General features: G+C 39.4%; 20 protein-coding genes, 3 tRNA genes and 1 pseudogene. 12 read left to right on the top strand and 12 right to left on the bottom strand.

From position 1 onward, the window contains the following. Both HMPREF0013_RS16545 and HMPREF0013_RS16540 read left to right on the top strand, forming a co-directional pair. A complete protein-coding gene (locus HMPREF0013_RS16545; RefSeq protein WP_002115572.1) occupies positions 1 to 330 on the top strand; it encodes an MGMT family protein in 330 nt (109 codons plus the stop codon). A 25-nt stretch (positions 331 to 355) separates the two neighbouring features. Continuing rightward, positions 356 to 1105, top strand: a complete 750-nt coding sequence (locus HMPREF0013_RS16540) for a hypothetical protein (RefSeq protein WP_005803965.1) — start codon at positions 356 to 358, stop codon at positions 1103 to 1105. Positions 1106 to 1146: 41 nt separating this feature from the next. Here the strand turns inward: HMPREF0013_RS16540 and HMPREF0013_RS16535 are convergent, their stop codons facing one another. From HMPREF0013_RS16535 to HMPREF0013_RS16525, 3 genes are all read right to left on the bottom strand, one after another. Continuing rightward, complete coding sequence (locus tag HMPREF0013_RS16535; protein ID WP_002115554.1) at positions 1147 to 1584, bottom strand: universal stress protein; 438 nt, start codon at positions 1582 to 1584, stop codon at positions 1147 to 1149. A 121-nt stretch (positions 1585 to 1705) separates the two neighbouring features. Next, complete coding sequence (locus tag HMPREF0013_RS16530; RefSeq protein WP_002115549.1) at positions 1706 to 2338, bottom strand: CatB-related O-acetyltransferase; 633 nt, start codon at positions 2336 to 2338, stop codon at positions 1706 to 1708. A 111-nt stretch (positions 2339 to 2449) separates the two neighbouring features. Then, complete coding sequence (locus tag HMPREF0013_RS16525; protein ID WP_002115526.1) at positions 2450 to 2842, bottom strand: RidA family protein; 393 nt, start codon at positions 2840 to 2842, stop codon at positions 2450 to 2452. A 139-nt stretch (positions 2843 to 2981) separates the two neighbouring features. Between HMPREF0013_RS16525 and HMPREF0013_RS16520 the strand changes: the two are divergent. After that, positions 2982 to 3615, top strand: a pseudogene (locus tag HMPREF0013_RS16520) (TetR/AcrR family transcriptional regulator). Positions 3616 to 3649: 34 nt separating this feature from the next. Here the strand turns inward: HMPREF0013_RS16520 and greA are convergent. The 3 genes from greA to carA all read right to left on the bottom strand — a co-directional run bounded on the left by greA (position 3650) and on the right by carA (position 8599). Beyond that, positions 3650 to 4126: a transcription elongation factor GreA gene (gene greA, locus HMPREF0013_RS16515; RefSeq protein ID WP_002115570.1), complete on the bottom strand. Its 477-nt coding sequence runs from the start codon at positions 4124 to 4126 to the stop codon at positions 3650 to 3652. Between the two features lie 88 nt (positions 4127 to 4214). Beyond that, positions 4215 to 7445, bottom strand: a complete 3231-nt coding sequence (gene carB / locus HMPREF0013_RS16510; protein WP_002115574.1) for a carbamoyl-phosphate synthase large subunit — start codon at positions 7443 to 7445, stop codon at positions 4215 to 4217. Positions 7446 to 7459: 14 nt separating this feature from the next. Further along, a complete protein-coding gene (gene carA, locus HMPREF0013_RS16505; protein WP_002115557.1) occupies positions 7460 to 8599 on the bottom strand; it encodes a glutamine-hydrolyzing carbamoyl-phosphate synthase small subunit in 1140 nt (379 codons plus the stop codon). Positions 8600 to 8723: 124 nt separating this feature from the next. Here carA and HMPREF0013_RS24645 point away from each other — a divergent pair, with 124 nt between their 5' ends. After that, entirely contained in the window at positions 8724 to 8882 is a 159-nt protein-coding gene (locus HMPREF0013_RS24645; protein WP_002115567.1) for a hypothetical protein, read from the top strand. Between the two features lie 29 nt (positions 8883 to 8911). Next, on the top strand, positions 8912 to 9499 hold the full coding sequence (locus tag HMPREF0013_RS16500) for a hypothetical protein (RefSeq protein ID WP_002115565.1): 588 nt from the start codon (positions 8912 to 8914) through the stop codon (positions 9497 to 9499). A gap of 59 nt (positions 9500 to 9558) precedes the next feature. Here HMPREF0013_RS16500 and HMPREF0013_RS16495 read toward each other — a convergent pair whose 3' ends face one another. Then, a complete protein-coding gene (locus tag HMPREF0013_RS16495) occupies positions 9559 to 10095 on the bottom strand; it encodes a DOMON-like domain-containing protein (RefSeq protein WP_002115550.1) in 537 nt (178 codons plus the stop codon). A gap of 16 nt (positions 10096 to 10111) precedes the next feature. Then, positions 10112 to 10435, bottom strand: coding sequence for a ribosome assembly RNA-binding protein YhbY (gene yhbY / locus HMPREF0013_RS16490; RefSeq protein WP_002115576.1), 324 nt, complete (start codon positions 10433 to 10435; stop codon positions 10112 to 10114). Between the two features lie 199 nt (positions 10436 to 10634). Here yhbY and rlmE point away from each other — a divergent pair, with 199 nt between their 5' ends. The 4 genes from rlmE to HMPREF0013_RS16470 all read left to right on the top strand — a co-directional run bounded on the left by rlmE (position 10635) and on the right by HMPREF0013_RS16470 (position 14752). After that, on the top strand, positions 10635 to 11285 hold the full coding sequence (gene rlmE, locus HMPREF0013_RS16485; protein WP_000235573.1) for a 23S rRNA (uridine(2552)-2'-O)-methyltransferase RlmE: 651 nt from the start codon (positions 10635 to 10637) through the stop codon (positions 11283 to 11285). A 133-nt stretch (positions 11286 to 11418) separates the two neighbouring features. After that, a complete protein-coding gene (ftsH, locus tag HMPREF0013_RS16480; protein WP_005803954.1) occupies positions 11419 to 13314 on the top strand; it encodes an ATP-dependent zinc metalloprotease FtsH in 1896 nt (631 codons plus the stop codon). Between the two features lie 136 nt (positions 13315 to 13450). After that, positions 13451 to 14302: a dihydropteroate synthase gene (gene folP, locus HMPREF0013_RS16475; protein WP_002115542.1), complete on the top strand. Its 852-nt coding sequence runs from the start codon at positions 13451 to 13453 to the stop codon at positions 14300 to 14302. A 135-nt stretch (positions 14303 to 14437) separates the two neighbouring features. After that, entirely contained in the window at positions 14438 to 14752 is a 315-nt protein-coding gene (locus HMPREF0013_RS16470) for a DUF5713 family protein (RefSeq protein ID WP_005067609.1), read from the top strand. Here the strand turns inward: HMPREF0013_RS16470 and HMPREF0013_RS24990 are convergent, their stop codons facing one another. Continuing rightward, entirely contained in the window at positions 14753 to 15130 is a 378-nt protein-coding gene (locus HMPREF0013_RS24990) for a hypothetical protein (RefSeq protein WP_016802917.1), read from the bottom strand. Positions 15131 to 15170: 40 nt separating this feature from the next. Continuing rightward, a tRNA-Leu gene (locus HMPREF0013_RS16460) sits at positions 15171 to 15256 on the bottom strand. A 196-nt stretch (positions 15257 to 15452) separates the two neighbouring features. On the opposite strand from HMPREF0013_RS16460, the gene HMPREF0013_RS16455 reads away from it, so the two are divergent. Then, the gene (locus HMPREF0013_RS16455) at positions 15453 to 17255 is read left to right on the top strand and encodes an alkaline phosphatase D family protein (RefSeq protein WP_002115536.1); all 1803 of its coding nucleotides are present in this window, start codon (positions 15453 to 15455) and stop codon (positions 17253 to 17255) included. Between the two features lie 103 nt (positions 17256 to 17358). Here HMPREF0013_RS16455 and HMPREF0013_RS16450 read toward each other — a convergent pair. Continuing rightward, positions 17359 to 17444: transfer RNA gene (locus HMPREF0013_RS16450), tRNA-Leu, on the bottom strand. An 11-nt stretch (positions 17445 to 17455) separates the two neighbouring features. After that, positions 17456 to 17529, bottom strand: a tRNA-Cys gene (locus HMPREF0013_RS16445). A 152-nt stretch (positions 17530 to 17681) separates the two neighbouring features. Between HMPREF0013_RS16445 and folD the strand changes: the two genes are divergently transcribed. Together folD and HMPREF0013_RS16435 are read left to right on the top strand one after the other, a co-directional pair. Continuing rightward, entirely contained in the window at positions 17682 to 18530 is an 849-nt protein-coding gene (gene folD / locus HMPREF0013_RS16440; protein WP_002115552.1) for a bifunctional methylenetetrahydrofolate dehydrogenase/methenyltetrahydrofolate cyclohydrolase FolD, read from the top strand. Positions 18531 to 18786: 256 nt separating this feature from the next. Next, on the top strand, positions 18787 to 19455 hold the full coding sequence (locus HMPREF0013_RS16435) for a class I SAM-dependent methyltransferase (protein WP_002115579.1): 669 nt from the start codon (positions 18787 to 18789) through the stop codon (positions 19453 to 19455). Positions 19456 to 19473: the final 18 nt, after the last annotated feature.

The following is a 19473-nucleotide window of genomic DNA, read 5'->3' as shown; positions in this document are numbered from 1 at the left end:
ATGGAGTCCATTTTGACAACTCAGTATGAACTACATCGGCAAATTTTAGAAGTCATTGCTTTGATTCCTTACGGAAAAGTTGCAACCTATGGACAAGTGGCTCGTATGGCAGGATTACCAAAACATGCGAGATTAGTGGGCTATGTTTTGAAACATCTTGAAGCTGATCATCAAGTTCCTTGGTATCGTGTGATTAATTCTCAAGGCAAAATTAGCCTAAGTAAATTTAATGAAAAAGGTGAAAATATTCAGCAATTAAAATTGGAAGCTGAAGGTGTCTATTTGTTAAATGGTAAAGTTGACTTAAAGCAGTTTGCTTGGCAGCCTTAATATTTATGTTAGAGAGTAAATACACATGCAAAAGAATAATAAATGGTGTAGTGGAGCAGTATTACTTTTAAGTTTGATGGCGCAGGTGAGTTATGCTGAAAAGGATATTTCAACTCAACCTTTTGCAAATATAAAGGCTTCTCAGCAAGACATAGATTTGATATGCAAGCAAATGAGACAGAAATGCAGTGGTGACGCTATCCTGTGGAAGGGAAAAAATACGCAAGATTCGATTTATTACCTAATAGATGAAAGTCCACAAATTGTTCAGGTTAAGAAGCAAAATAATCAATATAAAGTAGTTGATCAATGGGACTTTAAAGATTATCAACATAATAATAAAGAGCCTCACACCGATGATTTGGCACCAGATGGATTACAAATCTTTCCAGCTTTATATCCATTAAATAAAAATGGGTATGCAATCGCAGTAGTTAATAGATGGTTTACGGGTTACTCAGGAGGAGGGCGTTTTGAAGAAAATGCTGACTTCATTAAGCTCAAACCTCATGGGGAGTATCAAGTTGCACTAAAAGATATTGCTTTTTCTTCACGAGAAATGATTCGAGCATGTTTTTCAGAACAAGATTATAAAAAATCGCCCCATTGTCATGATGAGGCATGGATGATACTAAACATTCAATTTAAAGATGTGGGACAACCATATTATTTATGGCAATTAAATTATAAAAATTATTCTTGGGAAGCTTTCAAAAGTAAAAAAACAATAACGGTTGAGCAATCGCGTGAAGAGGTTATACCTTTTAAGAAATAGAAGCCTATCTTGCTCACTTTAGCTAGACAGGCATTCTCACTTTAGCGAACAATTAACACAGGAATATGGCTTTCCCCTAAAACTTTTTGTGCAACACTTCCCAACACGAGTTTTCGGACCCCTGTGCGGCCATGAGAACCCATGACAATCAGATCTGCATTTAAGTCTTGAGCAGCTTGAATGATTTCCTCATGTACAACAAAGCCTTCCAACAGTTTGGTTTCAACAGTAATGCCTTCTTTGGCAAATTCTTGTTTTGCTTTTTCTAAAATGTCGAGCAAATAAGTTCTTGTACGTTCAATCAACTCATTAGTTTGGCCAGTTTTTACGTAGACATCAGCAATAAATGGATCAAGTGCCATCACTTGTACAACTGTAATTTTGCTATTTAATGCTTTTCCCAGCTTAATGGCCTCTTTCATGGCGACCATAGAAGTTTCAGAACCGTCAATTGGTACTAGAAGATGTTGATATAACATGAGTATTTTCCTTATTGTAATGATGCTTATTTATTAATACTTTATACCTATTTTTTGACGATTTAAATTCAAGCACGTAATCATTTGTGATTTTATAACGACAAATTTTGTAGATAAATTTTTATAAATTGCGCAAATTTTCTATATGTGTAGATAAAGCATCAATATCGTCAGTTTGAAGATATTCACGTATTTTCAAAATTTGCTTCTCATCTAAATCATAAAGTTTTAAAGCAAGTAGTTTGTCGATTTGTTCTTGAGGAAAGCGATATTTAATAATTTTCGCAGGCACTCCACCTACAATTGCATAAGGAGGAACATCTTTAGTTACTACGGCTCCAGTGGCGACCACTGCGCCTTCACCTAGTTTGACACCTTGCATAATCATGGCACGGCTACCAATCCAGCAGCCATCAGCAATAATAGTATCGCCAGCCGCCAAAAAACTACGAGTATCAAAAGGAAAAGTTGAAATCCAGTCGGGTCTATGAAGCTGATTGCCACCCATCATGATCACGCACTCAGCACCAAAACAAGCAAAATTGCCAATATAAAGTTGGTCAATCGGTTTTTCTGGGGTTGAAGCTTTGTCATGTAAATAACGTACTACACAACGTTCAAAGCCTTGATCCCAATAAGCTGAATAATAAGAATAATTTCCTTTAATATGGATATTGGGATTTTTCACAGTTTTGGAAATAAACTCAAACTCGCACCAATGACGAACAGGGGAGCTAATTAACTTTTCAGCCATAAGGGAGATATAAAAAAGGGAATACACCATTATACCGAATTGCGATTCAAGCTGAACCCATAATCTCAGCTCAGCCAGTGAATCGAATGTTAAAGCGCGTGCTAATTTGAATTAATTATTATGAGGAATACGTGCAATAACTTTAATCTCAAAATCAAAACCCGCTAGCCAGGTTACACCAACAGCGGTCCAGTTGGGATAAGGTTTTTGTGTAAAGATCTGATTTTTAACTTTCATAATACTTTCAAACTGCCGTTCTGAATCAGTATGAAAGGTGGTGACATCAATAATATCATCGAAAGTACAACCAGCTGCTTTCAGTGTCTCTGCTAAGTTTTTAAAAGCTTGGATTACCTGTTTTTCAAAATCAGGTATAGGTGAACCATCTTCAAGGCTACCAACCTGTCCTGAAACAAAGAGTAAATCTTTCGATTGAATTGCGGCTGAATAACCATGCTGTTCATATAAGGCATGGCGGTCTTTAGGAAATATTGCAGTTCTCATCAGGTTTGCTCTCCTTCAGTATTTAAATACCAATCAGTAAATGTCGCTCAGGTTTCACATACGCCTCGTATGTAAACATAATTGACATACGAGGCGTATGTCAATTAAAATTTTTTGTGATGATTAGCTGGTGAAATACATGTCTGTTCGTGAACAAAAGATGGCGGAAACCCGCAAGAAACTGATTGAAGTAGCACGTCGTGCATTTGCTGAATATGGCTATGCAGATACTTCAATGGATAAACTCACGGCAGAAGCAGGGTTGACCCGGGGGGCGCTGTACCATCATTTTGGGGATAAGCGTGGTTTATTTGCTGCAGTCGTCGATCAAATTGATTCACAAATGGCAGAATATGCTCAGCAGCATTTAGAGCAGCCTGATGATCTTTGGGAAGGATTGCTACTTGAAGGGCAGACCTATATTCAAAATGCTTTAAATCCTGAGTTTCAGCGTATTGTGTTACGTGACGGACCTGCAGTGCTAGGTGATCCAGCGCATTGGCCAAGTCAAAACAGATGTCTGCAGTCTACCCGTGAGTGCGTTGAACAGCTATTAACAGCAGAACAAATTAAAATTGTAGACCCAGAAGCGGCAGCAGTGCTTTTAAATGGGGCTGCCATGAACGCTGCATTATGGGTGGCTTCTAGTGAATATCCTGAACAGGTACTTCCTGAAGCATTAAATGCTTTTAAAATCTTTGCATCAGGCTTTTTAAAAGATGCATAGTGAATTTTTTAATATTAGTCTGAAATATAAAAAACCCCTCAATTGAGGGGTTTTATAGTTTAAGTATATCTATTTATAAATTAAAGATATTCTACACTGACGATTTCATATTCCACTTCGCCTTGAGGAGTAACGATTTTTACTTCATCACCTTCACTCTTACTCAAAAGGCCACGTGCGATTGGTGAGTTCACTGAGATTTTATTGATTTTAAAATCAGCTTCATCATCACCAACAATTTTATAAGTCTTGCGTTCTTCAGTATCAAGGTTTTCAATCGTTACCGTAACACCGAATACAACACGACCGTTTTGTTCTAAGTCCTTAACATCGATGACTTGTGAAGCACCCAATTTTCCTTCGATATCTTGGATACGTCCTTCACAGAAACCTTGCTGTTCACGAGCAGCATGGTATTCTGCATTTTCTTTTAAGTCCCCATGTTCACGTGCTTCAGCAATTGCTTGAGTAATACGTGGACGTTCAACAGATTTCAGATGTTGTAATTCTTTCTCTAAGGCGATTTTACCTTCAGGGGTCATTGGATAACGTTGCATTTCGGTCCCTCTTAAGTTGAGAAAACACAGTTAAAAAAATGAAAAAATCCCGCCACCGATAAGGTGACGGGACTTATCGGTAAAAAAATTAACCTACAGTTAAATCTTGCAAGCGGTATACATCCATTGGCAATTTCACAGCAAAGGCTTGGCAAACAGCTTCTGCGCCATTGATAGTCGTTGTGTAATACACTTTGCCTTGTAGGGCAGCACGACGAATCATTGCAGAGTCATATTGAGCCTGTTTACCTTCAGTGGTATTGACAATAAGGTGTATTTCACCATTTTTCAAGCGATCAACAATATGTGGACGACCTTCAGTAACTTTATTTACAGATTCGCATTCTAAACCTGCTTCTTTAAGCACTTGGTAAGTACCACCTGTTGCAACAAGCTTGAAGCCATATTCAACTAATTTCTTAGCGATATCAGCGATGTATTTCTTGTCAGATTCACGTACTGATAAGAAAGCATGTTTTACTTCGCCTTCAGTTGGTAAACCAGGTAAGCGTTCATTTGAGCCTAAAACAGCTTTATAGAATGCTTCACCAAATGTTTTACCTACGCCCATCACTTCACCTGTAGATTTCATCTCAGGTCCAAGCATAGGGTCTACGCCTTGGAATTTAGCGAATGGGAAAACGGCTTCCTTCACAGCAAAGTGAGTTGGAATGATTTCTTTAGTAAACCCTTGAGACTCAAGAGATTGACCTGCCATACAACGCGCAGCAACTTTCGCTAAAGAATCACCAATACACTTAGATACGAATGGAACTGTACGTGAAGCACGTGGGTTAACTTCTAGAACGTAAATATCGTCACCTTTTACAGCGAACTGAACGTTCATCAAGCCAACAACGCCAAGTTCTTTTGCCATCGCAATCGTTTGACGACGCATTTCATCCTGAATTTCTTTAGATAAAGAATAAGGAGGAATCGAACATGCAGAGTCACCTGAGTGAATACCCGCTTGTTCGATATGCTGCATGATGCCGCCGATCACAACGTCTTTACCGTCAGATACACAGTCAACATCAACTTCAGTTGCGTCATCTAGGAAACGGTCAAGAAGAACAGGGGCTTCGTTAGATGCCTGAACTGCTTCACGAAGGTAACGTTTAAGTTCTTCTTCGTTATATACGATTTCCATTGCACGACCACCTAATACATAAGATGGGCGAACAACAAGCGGATAACCTACTTTTGCAGCTTCAGAGATACCTTCTTCAGCAGATTTTACAATGCTGTTGTTTGGTTGACGAAGCTGTAAACGTTGAATCATTTGTTGGAAACGTTCACGGTCTTCAGCACGGTCAATCGCATCTGGTGATGTACCAATAATTGGAGTGCCTGCTTCTTCTAAAGCACGTGCCAATTTAAGCGGAGTTTGGCCACCATACTGTACGATTACGCCTTTAGGCTTCTCTGTACGTACGATTTCAAGTACATCTTCAAGTGTTACAGGTTCGAAGTATAAACGGTCAGATGTGTCATAGTCGGTAGAAACAGTTTCAGGGTTACAGTTCACCATGATTGTTTCGTAACCGTCTTCACGCATAGCTAATGCAGCGTGTACACAGCAGTAGTCAAATTCGATACCTTGACCAATACGGTTTGGACCACCACCAATGACCATGATTTTGTCGCGGTTTGATGGATTTGCTTCACATTCTTCATCGTAAGTTGAATACATGTATGCAGTACCAGATTCAAACTCTGCTGCACATGTATCAACGCGTTTATAAACTGGATAAACACCCAAGTTCCAACGTTGTTTACGGAATTGCTTTTGTGAAATGCCCATGAGGTGAGCAATACGAAGGTCAGATAAACCTTTACGCTTGAACGAACGGATGTTGTCAGCGTTTAAGTCACCAAAACCTAAAGTTTTCACTTGAGCTTCAGTTTTAATGATGTCTTGAATTTGGATAAGGAACCAACGGTCAATCTTAGTCGCTTCAAAAACTTCATCTAAAGAGAAACCATGACGGAAAGCGTCCGCTACGTACCAGATACGCTCAGGACCTGGAACTTTAAGTTCTTTTAGAATAATTTCTTTTGCATTTGTTGCACCAGCTTCGATTTTTTCATCAAAACCGCTTACACCAACTTCAAGACCACGTAATGCTTTTTGTACAGATTCTTGGAAGTTACGGCCAATTGCCATCACTTCACCAACAGATTTCATCTGAGTAGTAAGAACTGGTTCAGCTTGCGGGAATTTCTCGAAGTTAAAACGAGGAATCTTCGTTACAACGTAGTCAATTGATGGTTCGAAGCTTGCAGGAGTTATGCCACCAGTGATGTCATTTTTCAATTCATCAAGGGTATAACCAACCGCAAGTTTTGCTGCGATTTTAGCAATCGGGAAACCTGTTGCTTTAGAAGCAAGCGCAGATGAACGAGATACACGTGGGTTCATCTCGATCACAACCATACGTCCGTCTTTCGGGTTAATACCGAACTGGACGTTAGAACCACCTGTTTCAACACCAATTTCACGAAGAACTGCAACTGAAGCATTACGCATCAATTGATATTCTTTGTCAGTTAATGTTTGAGCTGGTGCTACAGTAATAGAGTCACCAGTGTGTACGCCCATTGGGTCGAAGTTTTCGATCGCACATACGATAATACAGTTGTCGTTTTTGTCACGAACAACTTCCATTTCGTATTCTTTCCAACCAATTAAAGATTCATCAATCAATAACTGGTGAGTAGGAGAGAGGTCGAAACCACGTTCACAAATCTCAAGGAATTCTTCACGGTTATATGCAATACCGCCACCCGAACCACCCATTGTGAATGATGGACGGATAATTACCGGGAAACCAAAGCGTGACTGGATTTCTAAAGCTTCTTCCATTGTTTCAGCAATGGCAGCTTTTGGACATTCCAAGCCAATTTTACGCATAGCGATATCGAAGAGTTTACGATCTTCGGCTTTCTCAATTGCGTCTTTAGTTGCACCAATTAATTCAACATTATATTTTTCAAGAACGCCGTGCTCATCAAGTGCAAGTGCACAGTTCAACGCAGTCTGGCCACCCATAGTTGGTAATACTGCATCTGGACGTTCTTTTTCAATAATCTGTGCAACTGTTTGCCAAGTAATTGGCTCAATATAAGTTGCATCAGCCATTGAAGGGTCTGTCATAATGGTTGCTGGGTTAGAGTTAACCAAAATAACACGGTAGCCTTCTTCACGAAGCGCTTTACACGCTTGAGCACCTGAGTAGTCAAACTCACATGCCTGACCAATCACAATCGGGCCAGCACCAATAATTAAGATGCTTTTAATATCCGTACGTTTAGGCATTATTCGCTCCTTAATTACTGTTTAGATGCTTCGATAAGTTCGATGAAATGATCGAACAATGGGGCACAATCATGTGGACCTGGGCTTGCTTCAGGGTGACCTTGGAAGCTGAAAGCTGGTTTGTCTGTACGGTGAATCCCTTGTAAGGTGCCATCGAACAATGATTTATGCGTTGCTTTTAAGTTAGCCGGTAAAGTTTCAGCATCTACAGCGAAACCATGGTTTTGTGAAGTAATCATCACTGTACCATCTTTAAGATTTTGTACAGGGTGGTTAGCACCGTGGTGACCATGGTTCATTTTTACAGTTTTTGCACCAGAAGCGAGTGCCAAGATTTGGTGGCCTAAGCAAATACCAAATACAGGTAATGTTGTGGTTTCAACAATAGTTTTTACAGCTTCGATTGCATAATCACAAGCAGCTGGATCGCCAGGGCCATTTGAAAGGAATACGCCATCCGGATTAAGTGCCAATACTTTTTCAGCCGGAGTTTCTGCAGGAACAACGGTTAATTTGCAACCGCGGTCTGCAAGCATACGCAAGATGTTGGTTTTGACACCGTAATCGTATGCAACTACATGATATTTTAATTCAGGTTGAGAGAAGCCTTGGCCTAGAGTCCATGAACCTTCAGACCATTCAAAACCAGTTGGATCGCAACATTCTTTTGCAAGGTCTAAACCGTTTAAGCCACCAAAAGCACGAGCTTTGGCAATTGCTTCTTCTTCAGTAATATTTTCGCCAGCAAGGATGCAACCATTTTGTGCACCTTTGTCACGCAAAATACGTGTTAATTTACGTGTATCAATATCCGCGATTGCAACAACATTGTGTTCTTGCAAATATTCACTCAAAGACTGCTCAGCACGGAAGTTACTGTGTAGTAGAGGAAGGTCACGAATAATTAAACCATTCGCCCATACTTTATGGATACGACCAGATTCAACGTCTTCCGCGTTGCAGCCAGTGTTTCCAATATGAGGGTAAGTTAATGTCACAATTTGTTGTGCATAACTTGGGTCAGTCAAAATTTCTTGATAGCCTGTCATGGCTGTGTTAAAAACGACTTCTCCAGTCGTACTTCCCGTTGCGCCGATTGACGTTCCTTTAAAGATCGTTCCATCTGCGAGGGCTAAAATGGCGGGGGTGCTCAAACCAAAGCTCCTGAATTTCGGCTGTAAAAAAGCGAGTAGACCCAAAAAAGATAGGCGATGTTGTGATAAAACATGCCCCTCCCTATCGGTCTGCTCGCTTGTAACTTAACAGCGCATTATACGCATGGAACCTCAAAAAGTCTATTTATTTTCTGCTAAAAAACATAATTCATTGCTTGATTTTTACAAAAAAATTATCCGCTCATCCGAATCAGTTACTTTTGATAAATTGTCTAACAATTTGCTGGCTGAATTTTTAGAACTGGATTTATTGTATTGCTAGTTAAAAAATAAACAATATGAGGAAATAGCATGAGTAATGATCAAGTTTCAAAAGATGTGAGCGAGAAAGCTCAAGCAGTCGTTGATTCGGTAAAAGCTGAAGTGAATGAAGTGAAAGAAACCGTAGCTACTACTACAACTAAAGCGAAAAGAACAGTAACTGCTAAAACTGCGCAAGTAAAAGAAAGTGTTGCCGAGAAAACTGAGCAGATTAAAGAAGTTGCTACAGAAGCGAAAACTCAGGTGAAAGAAGCTATCACTGAAACTCAAGAGCAGGTCAAAGAAGTTTTAAGTGAAACTCAAGAAAAAATTGAAGCTGAAACTCATGAGTTAAACAAGAATATTCAAAATCAATTTGTTCAAATTAAACAAGATATTCTACAACGTCTTGATGTGATTAAAGCTCAGTTTAGCACCTCACAAGAAGGACTATCTGAACTTAAAAATGCTTTGAAAGCAGAAATTAACGCACTTATCGAAGATTTGACTAAAGTCAGTAAAGAACTTAAAGGTGATATTAGCCAGATTTCTTTGAAGCACAAAGATTCTTTAAGTGAAAGTATTAAGCGTACTAAAAATAATGCAGTTGAAGCTTGGAATAAAGTACGAGATAACTAATGATCTTAGCTTTTAGCCAGCTATAAAAAAGCGAGAATTAATTTCTCGCTTTTTTACTTTTAAAACTGATGTAACCAGTCACGCTTATTATGGAAATCTGCACTTTTTCCACTATGCTGCATTGCATAGTACTGCATACCTTCTTTGGTTTTTAAAACTGCAGTTAAACCTAAATAAAGGTTTGCCCATTTCAAGCGATGCTGTTGCATAAATTGTCCCAAATCAAGACTAACATTTAAGCCATAATGAGTACGCTTGAGATGGTTCAGTTCGATATCGTAAGCAGCAAGGGGAGGCATACTTTCTGGATAGCGATATTCTTCAAACTGATAAGACTGCCATGCTTGAGAAGGGGAAAGGTTAATTTCCCGATAATAATCTTCATCATGCACGCCAACAAAAATTTCGAAACAAGTTTCTTCCCACAAAAAATCCTGACGAGGATGAGCCGCGACTTCTTGGGGCCAGACAATGAGTTGATTTGGATCACGAATCCAAAAACCGACATTTAAGGTGTGCGGTGCTTGCTGTTCAATTGCGCCAACAACAGAAACAGCATGAAAACGATCAAAAGCTGAAAGTTCGTAACTTGCCATAGTTTGTCAAATCAACTTAGTTTGCTAAATGAGCGTGGCGAACAAGATTAGACAAATGCTGGTTTTGCTTAGCTGCTTTTTTGTAAAGTAAAACAATTTTACCAATCTTTTGCACAGCTTCTGCGCCAGTCGCTTCTACAATTGCATCAATTACAGCAGTACGTGCTTCACGGTCTTCACCAGCAACTTTAACTTTGATAAGTTCGTGGTCGTTTAAAGCACGAAGAGTTTCTTCGATAACAGCATCTGTTAAGCCTTGTCCACCAATCATGACAACCGGATTAAGCACATGACCAATTTGACGTAAACGTTTACGTTCATGGATAGATAAAGCGGCCATTAAAAATACCTGATTTTAAAAACGACTTAGTATAGCAAAAAACTTAAATTCAGATGTACGAAAAACTGTATAAATAATCGATCAACATTATTGGAAAAAAACTGTAAAACTTGGTGAGATTACGCTACATCCGTACTGTAATGAGAGTAATTTTCACGTACAATGAACGATCAGAAGTTTTTTTGATATTTAGTGAGTTATGGCAACACGCATTACAAACCAGAAATTGTCGAAAAGTAGTCGTGCGTGGATGAGGGAACATCTAGACGATCCTTTTGTAAAAAAAGCACAAAAGGAAGGGTATCGTGCGCGAGCAGCATATAAACTTCTTGAAATCCAAGAAAAATATAAGTTGATCAAGCCAGGCATGACGGTAGTCGATTTGGGTGCAGCTCCTGGTAGCTGGTCTCAAATTGCTGGAAAACTTGTGGGTAGCAAAGGTTTAGTGATTGCTTCCGATATTTTGCCCATGGATGCTTTGCCTGATGTCACTTTCTTACAAGGCGACTTTAGAGAAGAAGCTGTATTTGAAAAATTGTTAAATATTTTAAATGGGCGACAAGTAGACATTGTAATTTCTGATATGGCCCCCAATACATCAGGTAATAGGGCTGTTGATCAACCTAGACAGATTTACTTATGTGAACTGGCTTTAGATTTTGCTCAAAAGGTTCTTGGACCTAATGGACAGTTTGTGGTTAAAGTGTTCCAAGGCGCAGGATTCGATGAGTTTCGTAAACAAGTGGTTGATAGTTTTGATGTGTTAAAGACAGCAAAACCAGCAGCTTCTCGGGCGCGCTCTAAAGAAGTTTTTTTGGTTGGACAAGGGCGTAAGAAAGCATTGCAATAAAGTTTACTTGCCAAGCTCCTAAAAATTGTGCATTTTGTACTTTTAGGTTATCCGCAAGCAATACAGTTGCTGTTTTTATGACGATCAGCCAAGATTGGGCATGATCAAATTAGATCGATATGGGAATAAAGCTTTGAGCGATTACTTCAAGAATGCCGTATTGTGGCTAATAATACTTGGTGTTCTGATTTTAATTTTCAGTAATATCAGTGACCGCAATAAGCCTACTGCGATGAAATACTCAGATTTCGTTGCAGCGGTGAATGCTGGCCAAATTAAGCAAGTCACAATTGACGGTTTAAATATTAATGGTGAAAAAACTAACGGATCACAGTTTGAAACTGTTCGTCCGCAAGTTGAAGACACTGAGCTTATGCCGAGCTTAAATAAGCAAAATGTTGTTGTAGAGGGAACAGCTCCTCAACGTCAAGGCATTTTGATGCAACTTCTCATTGCTAGTTTCCCTGTACTGTTAATCATTCTGTTATTCATGTTCTTTATGCGTAACATGGGTGGTGGTGCAGGCGGAAAAAATGGACCGATGAGTTTTGGTAAGTCGAAAGCAAAAATGCTTTCTGAAGACCAAATCAAAGTTAATTTTTCTGACGTTGCCGGCTGTGATGAAGCAAAACAAGAAGTTGTTGAAATTGTAGATTTCTTAAAAGACCCTGCAAAATTCAAACGTTTGGGCGCTACCATTCCTCGTGGCGTACTTATGGTTGGTCCTCCGGGTACTGGTAAAACGTTATTAGCCAAAGCAATTGCTGGTGAAGCTAAAGTTCCTTTCTTCAGCATTTCAGGTTCTGACTTTGTCGAAATGTTCGTGGGTGTGGGTGCGTCCCGTGTCCGTGATATGTTCGAGCAAGCGAAGCGTCATGCGCCTTGTATTATCTTTATTGACGAGATTGATGCAGTAGGACGTCATCGTGGTTCAGGTACAGGTGGTGGTCATGATGAACGTGAGCAAACCTTGAACCAAATGCTTGTAGAGATGGATGGTTTTGAAGGTAACGAAGGTGTAATCGTAATTGCTGCGACGAACCGTGTTGATGTCTTGGATAAAGCATTATTACGTCCAGGTCGTTTTGATCGTCAAGTAATGGTAGGTTTGCCTGACATTCGTGGTCGTGAGCAGATTCTGAATGTACATTTGAAAAAATTACCTTCAGTTACGGGTGTGGATGTTAAAGTTCTATCTCGTGGTACTCCAGGTTTCTCTGGTGCACAGTTGGCAAACCTTGTTAACGAAGCTGCATTATTTGCTGCACGCCGTAATAAGAACACTGTTGACATGCATGACTTTGAAGATGCAAAAGACAAAATCTACATGGGACCAGAGCGTAAATCGATGGTTTTACGTGAAGAAGAACGTCGTGCAACTGCTTATCATGAAGCTGGTCATGCGATTGTTGCCGAGATTTTACCGGGTACAGATCCTGTTCATAAAGTAACGATTATGCCGCGTGGTTGGGCTTTAGGTGTAACTTGGCAGTTACCTGAACAAGACCAAATTAGCCACTATAAAGACAAGATGCTAAACGAAATTGCAATTTTGTTTGGTGGTCGTATTGCTGAAGAAGTATTTATCCAGCAGCAATCTACTGGTGCTTCAAATGACTTTGAGCGAGCTACTAAAATGGCGCGTGCAATGGTTACGAAGTACGGTATGTCTGACAAAATGGGTGTAATGGTTTATGAGGATGAAAACCAAAATGGTTTCTTTGGTAATGTAGGAAGCCGTACGATTTCTGAAGCAACTCAACAGTTAGTTGATGAAGAAGTACGTCGTATTCTTGATGAGCAATATAAAGTTGCACGTAATATCTTAGAAGGTAATAAAGATATTGCACATGCGATGGTAAAAGCTTTGATGGAGTGGGAAACTATTGATCGTGATCAAATCCGTGACATTATGGAAGGGCGTGAGCCACAACCGCCTAAAGTATATGTTGCTGAAAATCCAGTGGCTGCATTTGAACCACCAAAAGATGGTCCATCTACACCACCACCATTGCCAGCAATGAACTAATAATTAGTTAATTAAAAAAGCCACAGTCATGTGGCTTTTTTTATGGGCTTGAGTTTGTTAAAAGCTAAAAACAAATCAACACCATATATAGATGATAATTGCTAAAATACAGCCTGATTTTAAACTGGAGCTTTTTATGCAACTAATGCCTTTGCCTCAACAGATTTTACAGTGTGGACAGCTTCAGTTAGATCTATCACAGCCTCACGTTATGGGCATATTAAATGTCACACCAGATTCTTTTAGTGATGGTGGAAAGCATAATCAAGTAAATCAAGCGATTGCTTATGCACTAGCCATGATAGAGCAAGGTGCCACCATTATTGATATTGGTGGGGAGTCTACCCGTCCAGGAGCATCTGAAGTAAGCGTAGAAGAAGAAATACGAAGAGTTGTGCCCGTAGTTGAAGCTTTAGCTAAACATAATATTGTTCTATCAATTGATACGAGTCAGCCTGATGTTATTCGTGCTGCGAAAGAAGCAGGAGCACATATTTGGAACGATGTACGTGCGCTTACTCGTCCCAATGCTTTAAAAACGGCAGCAGAACTGGATATACCCGTAGTGATCATGCATATGCGTGGTGAGCCGACTACAATGAATCAGTTAGACCAATATACGGACGTAACCTTAGATGTTATAGAGGAGCTCCAGCAGCGCGTGAATGAAGCTTTAAATGCGGGCGTGAAAAAAAATAATATTATTATTGATCCTGGGTTTGGTTTTGCAAAAAATGCGCAGCAAAATTTAAGACTATTAAAAGAATTTTGGAAGCTTGGTGAAATGGGTTATCCGATTTTATCTGGCCTTTCTCGTAAACGTTTTATTGGTGAAGCATTAAAAGGTGCAACTGCAGATCAGCGTGCGGTAGGAAGCGTTACGGGGCATTTGCTTAGTATTCAGCAAGGAGCATCTATTGTTAGAGCGCATGATGTCAAAGCAATGACTGATGCAATTCTAGTTTGGAAGGCGATGATACAAGCTTAACAAAGTAGGCTTTATAAAAATCAGGTAGTAGCTCATTAATTTAATGAGCTAGATGATTGAGTCAGGGAAAAATATCGTTATTCTTTTGAAAATATGTTATAAGCGGCAAGTTTTTGCTGTTGTGTAAACTTTTGTATGTTCGAAGACTTACTTCTCCCGATGTTTGATGATGAATATTATCCAGATATTTTGGTCGCTGAACTCAAGCAGCTCATTGAACAATTTGCTAAAAAAGTTCAGAAGCCTGCCTTAGCTGAGCAGGATATCTATCGATATGCTCATCAAACTGTGATTGAAATTAATGAGATGAAACCTCAGTTCGAAGATCTAGATTCTTCTTTAGATGATAGTGCTGCTGACTATATTGCTGAAGCAATGATGATGGTAGCACAGGAAGCTGGATATTTAGATCTAGAAATGGAAGAGCTGGTGATGAATCGAGAGTGGTGATTACTCTCGATTTTCAATATCTTCAAATGCATCTAATAAGTGGCAAGATGCCTTTAAATGTATTTCGTCTATTTCTTTAATTTTTAAAATTAAAACACCATTCTCTTGATAATCTGCGTCCGCTAACAAACTGACCCAATAAGTTTCTCGTTTTTGTTCCAGCGTTTTAAATTTATCTATTATCTGTTCGGGTGCTTTAACTAAATAATCATCTTTGGTAATAGAGCAACGTGAAAAATACCAATGGTTGTCTTTGAGAGAAAGGGTGCCGGAGAAAAGATCTATGGCGTAAACCTTTGTTATAAAAAGGGTAGTGTAAACGAGTAATAATATTCTTATCATAAAATTCATTTTGATTAGGCATAAAAAAACCAGCATACGCTGGATTCTTTGTAGCACCAAATTCAATATTTGAAAATGGTGCCCGGGGCCGGACTCGAACCGGCACGCTTTGTGGGCGGGGGATTTTAAATCCCCTGTGTCTACCTATTTCACCACCCGGGCATGTGCGCAATAATAGAGGACAAGTGCGCGATTGGCAAGAGAAAATCAGAGTGTTTGCTTTATTTTCAATCAGTTCTTGTTGGTATTTATATAAATTGACCAGTTTATGTCATGATTTGTTCATTAAACTGAGATCAGTTGTTCATCTTATCTACCTAAATTTAAGACACTCATTGCTTAAAACTTAGGTAATTTTATGTCAGAGAAAATTTCACGCCGAGAATTAATTCAAAAAAGTTTATTTGGTTTTGGGGCGCTATCTTTGCCTGTAGCTTTTACGGGGTGTAACGATGGTTCCGATGATGAAAGTCCAGAAGCACAAGCAGATTTCCTTCATGGTGTAGCAAGTGGTGACCCATTGCAGGATAAAGTAATTTTATGGACGCGTTTAACACCAGTAGACCTTAGTGCACCTCTTAAGGTGACTTGGGAAATTGCTACCGATGATCAGTTCAAGCAGAATTTAAAGACTGGTACGGTTCAAACGACTAAAACTGACGATTTTACCGTGAAGGTGGATGCAACAGGTCTACAAGCAGGTACGACTTATTATTATCGCTTTCGATTTGGTAGTAAAGTCTCGCCAATAGGGCAAACTAAAACTTTACCTGTAACTACTAATAAGGTTAGCTTTGCAGTATGTTCTTGTTCTAATTATCCTGCGGGTTATTTTTACGTTTATCGTGAAATGGCAAAACAGAACGTGGATGTAGTGATTCATTTGGGCGATTATATTTATGAATATGGGGCTGATGGCTATGCGACAGAAGATGCTGCAAAGCTGGGCCGTACTTTACCGTCCGATAATAATAAAGAAATTATTGAGTTAGATGGTTATCGCAAGCGTTATGCGCTGTATCGTCAAGATAAAGACTTACAGGCCGCTCATCAGCGTCATCCTTTTATTGTAATTTGGGATGACCATGAGTTAGCAAATGATACTTGGCGTGAAGGGGCTGAGAATCATACGGAAGAAACTCCAAAAGCAAAGAATGAAGGTAAGTTTTTAGAAAGAAAGCTAGCGGCTTTACAAGCTTATTTTGAATGGATGCCTATCCGTCCTATCGATGATCAGCATACTAAGATTTATCGCCGGTTTGATTTTGGGGGGCTTGTCAATTTAATGATGTTAGATACTCGCATTATTGCCCGTGATGAGCAGTTGGATTATGGCAAGTATATAACAGCAAATGGTTTGGATATTGCAAAATTCCAAGCAGATTTGACTAATCCAATGCGGACCTTAATGGGTGAAACTCAGCGTGAGTGGTTATTAGGTAGTAAAGAGAAAAATATAGTAGGTGTCTTACAAAGTTCAACTGCAACATGGAATGTTGTGGGACAGCAAGTCTTAATGAGTAAAATGTGGATTCCTGCTGAGTTGTTGGCATCGCTGGGGCAAATTACTTCAGGCGGAACATCGCCAGATACGTTAGCTAAAATGAATGCGCAAATTACAGAATTAGTCACATTAAAATTACGATTAGAGCAGGGTGATCCAACTTTAACTGTTCAAGAAAAAGCTCGAGTCACAACTTTAGTTCCATATAACCTTGATGCTTGGGATGGTTACTATGCTGAGCGAGAGTTCTTTTACACTAAATTGGCAGAGTTTAATAAGAAAATTATTGTTTTGGCAGGCGATACCCATAATGCGTGGACATCTTACTTATATAGCCAAAAGGGTGAATATGTCGGGGTTGAACTGGCGACAAGTTCGGTTTCTTCACCGGGTCTTGAAAAATATTTAAGTATTCCGCTAGCTCAGTTGCAGCAATTTGAATTTGCCTTTACGACGCTTATCGATGAATTGGCATATTGTAATTTAAATCAGCGGGGTTATTTGATGGTTACACTAGATGATAAGCAGGTGCTGTCGGATTGGATTTTTGTAGATTCAATTAAAAATGCAGAATATAAAGTAGATTCTAGTCGAGGTTATCAATTGGTGTTGGATGCGAATTTAACACCTGAAAAAGATAAGCAAAAAACTGCTTAAATATATGGGGCGAGAAAGGGATGCTAATAAGTATCCTTTTTTTAGACATAAAAAAACCAGCTTTCGCTGGATTCTTTACGACACCAATTTCTGTACTAGAAAATGGTGCCCGGGGCCGGACTCGAACCGGCACGCTTTGTGGGCGGGGGATTTTAAATCCCCTGTGTCTACCTATTTCACCACCCGGGCTTTACCAAATTTGGAGGCGGAGGTCGGAATCGAACCGGCGTCCACGGAGTTGCAGTCCGCTGCATGACCACTCTGCCACCCCGCCTACATTTGGTGATGCACATATTAGCAACCTTTACAAAAAAAACAATACTGTTTTGAGATAAGATGAACATAAAAGCAACATCTAGAATAAATTTGTCCAAATAATCATGTATTATTGGCACATTAAATTCATGTCTACCTTGGAGATGTGCTGTGGCATTGGTTTTAGACGGTCGCGCATTAGCAAAGCAAATTGAAGAAAATTTGTCAGTACGTGTTGAAGCTTTAAAAGCTAAAACAGGTCGTACCCCAATTTTGGCGACTATTTTAGTTGGGGATGATGGTGCATCTGCAACTTATGTACGCATGAAAGGAAATGCTTGCCGTCGAGTAGGCATGGACTCTTTAAAAATTGAATTGCCACAAGAAACGACAACAGAACAATTATTAGCTGAAATTGAAAAACTTAATGCTAACCCAGATGTACACGGCATTCTTTTACAACATCCAGTTCCAGAGCAAATTGATGAGCGTGCATGTTTCGATGCAATCTCATTAGCTAAAGATGTTGATGGTGTAACTTGTCTTGGTTTTGGCCGTATGGCTATGGGTGAAGCTGCATATGGTTCAGCGACTCCTGCAGGCATCATGACCATTTTAAAAGAAAACAATATCGAAATTGCTGGTAAACATGCGGTTGTAGTCGGTCGTTCAGCAATTTTAGGTAAACCAATGGCAATGATGCTTTTGCAAGCGAATGCAACAGTAACGATTTGCCATTCACGCACACAAAACTTACCTGAGCTTGTGAAACAAGCCGATATTATTGTCGGTGCAGTTGGTAAAGCTGAACTTATCCAAAAAGATTGGATTAAACAAGGTGCAGTGGTTGTAGATGCTGGTTTCCATCCTCGTGATGGCGGTGGTGTAGGTGATATTCAACTACAAGGTATTGAAGAAATTGCTTCTGCTTACACACCAGTACCGGGTGGTGTTGGTCCAATGACTATTACAACTTTGATTCGTCAAACTGTAGAAGCTGCTGAAAAAGCTTTAGGTTAATTTAATTAACGCTAGGCTGTTATTTGATACGCGTAACCGTCATCCGCAATTGTTTGAGGCAGAAATACGTTAAAAATTTAATGTTTCTGCGATGCTTTCGATTCTAGAGAGTATCTGCCGAGTTTTGCGGATGACAATGGTTTTGCCTACTTTTCCCGAAAGAAAAGTAGGTCCAACCGAAGGTTATTCTAAAAATTCAAATCATAATGGAATGACTCTGTTATGCTTGTTATAAAAATGAATTAAAAGAAATCTGATGAGCTGCACCTTTCAACTGTCTAAAGCCCCTGAACATTTACTTCAAGCCTTACATGAAGTTATTCCCAATTGTGAGTTGATGGTACAACAATTACCAGAAACGCCTATTTCTTTATGGTTGATTCCACCAGTTTTTCCAACTGATCGCTTAGATGATGAAGTTATTCGTCGTATTTGGAATGATACGCCGTATTGGATTTTCTGTTGGGCATCTGGTTTAGCAATGGCACAGTGGTTACTTGCAGAGCCGGACCATGTTAAAGATAAAGTTGTTTTGGATTTCGGGGCTGGTTCGGGTGTAGTTGCAATTGCTGCAAAAATGGCAGGAGCGAAACGAGTCATCTGCTGTGATATCGATCAAGTTAGTTTGAATGCTTGCCGTGAAAACGCTTTACTTAATAATGTTGAGCTAGAATATTTAGATGATTTATATAAGGCTGAGCAAGTTGATGTTTTATTGGCAGCTGATGTTTTATACGATCAATGTAACCGCTTTTTCTTAGATGAATTTTTAAAGTTTGCGCCAGAAGTCTGTGTGGCTGATAGCCGTGTTAAAAACTTTAGTCATCCCAAATATGAAAAAATTGAAGAAAGAAGTGCTTCTACATGGCCAGATCTAGATGAAGCTAAAGAGTTTAGAAATGTAAGTTTTTATAAGACGCTGTAAAAGAACAGCGTCTTTTTT

Source organism: Acinetobacter sp. SH024 (assembly GCF_000163635.1).
GTDB lineage: Bacteria > Pseudomonadota > Gammaproteobacteria > Pseudomonadales > Moraxellaceae > Acinetobacter > Acinetobacter pittii.
Note: the sequence above shows the minus strand (reverse complement) of the source record. Positions and strands in the feature narration are given on the sequence as shown.